The following is a 1,226-nucleotide window of genomic DNA, read 5'->3' on the forward strand; positions in this document are numbered from 1 at the left end:
AGTATTTGGAGAGATCTAAATATTGCTCTGTCGTCATCTGCGGAAGTATTTGGAGAGATCTAAATATTGCTCTGTCGTCATCTGCGGATCCACAAGCCTCATCTTTCATTCAATATCTAATCTCCGACGCAGCGCAAAAACTAATGCGTAGCTACGGGTATGTGCGATAGGCCACGCGAGCATCTATAAAACAAAGCGCCAGTTAACTCCCAAGATTTATACAAGCTGTGTCAGCAGCAAAAAACCGCAGGAGGCTGTGCCTGTTATTACTGGGACGCCCCCCTATAGTTGATCATCTAGATGGTCAACTATCATGATTCAGGTATCGGTGGCAGAAGCTAAGACCCAGCTCTCCAGCCTTTTGGATGCAGTTGAAGCCGGCCAGTCTGTGGTGATAACCCGCCGCGGCAAGCCCATTGCCGATCTGGTCCCGCGCTGCAATGTACGCGATATGTTGCCCCAGCTGGCAGCCCTGCGAGGTTCATTGCCAGAGCAACTAAAAAGTGGTGTGGAGATCATTAGTGCGTTGCGTGATGAACCTGGCAACTAATGCTCTACATCGACACCTGTGTGTTGCTGGCAGTGCTGATGCCGGAGGTGCACTCCTCAGCAGCAACTTCATTTCTGGCCCAGGCGCAAGCGCCGCTGGCGATCAGTAGCTGGAGTGTCACTGAGCTCCATTCCGCCCTCGGCCTCAAGGTGCGCCGCAGGGCCCTGAACCAGGCCCAAGCAGAGGCCATTCTGCAGGGTTTTGAGCGCAGCCTGGCGCCTGGCTTGCTGCTGCTGGAACTCGAACCTCAGGATTTCCGCAATGCCAATGCCTGCTTACGCGGTTGGCTTACCACCCTGCGAGCGGCCGATGCCCTGCACCTTGCAATCGCAAGCGCTCGAGGTGCCACCCTCTGCAGCCTGGATGCTCCGTTTGTTGCAGCGGCAAAACAGCTGGGCCTAGAGGCTGAACTACTCATGGCAGGCGGCTAAAAAGCTATTGCCGAGGAATTTGATTAATATAAGAAATAGATGCCCTTTATACAAGATTAATGCACTTCCTGCTTAAATCACTAACAACAACCCTAGGGATTTCCTGCATTCCCGTAGCACTGCTTACAATTCACCCAGTGCTGGCCGATGAGAATAGAATAGAAACCATAGATTTGAGATCGGTTAAAAAGAATTGGGTGGATGAATTTAACAACATTCCAACACCAAATTGCGATCGCCACGGC

General features: G+C 51.8%; 2 protein-coding genes. Both read left to right on the forward strand.

What is annotated here, in order from left to right; genetic code table 11:
- The first annotated feature begins 313 nt into the window (after positions 1-313).
- Positions 314-550 carry a type II toxin-antitoxin system Phd/YefM family antitoxin gene (locus C7K08_RS14275; RefSeq protein ID WP_106501155.1) on the forward strand — a complete coding sequence of 79 codons (237 nt, stop codon included), beginning with the start codon at positions 314-316 and terminating at the stop codon, positions 548-550.
- Complete coding sequence (locus C7K08_RS14280) at positions 550-981, forward strand: type II toxin-antitoxin system VapC family toxin (protein ID WP_106501156.1); 432 nt, start codon at positions 550-552, stop codon at positions 979-981. The genes C7K08_RS14275 and C7K08_RS14280 overlap by 1 nt, the downstream gene beginning before the upstream one ends.
- Positions 982-1,226 lie beyond the last annotated feature (245 nt).

Source organism: Synechococcus lacustris str. Tous (genome assembly GCF_003011125.1).
GTDB lineage: Bacteria > Cyanobacteriota > Cyanobacteriia > PCC-6307 > Cyanobiaceae > Synechococcus_D > Synechococcus_D lacustris.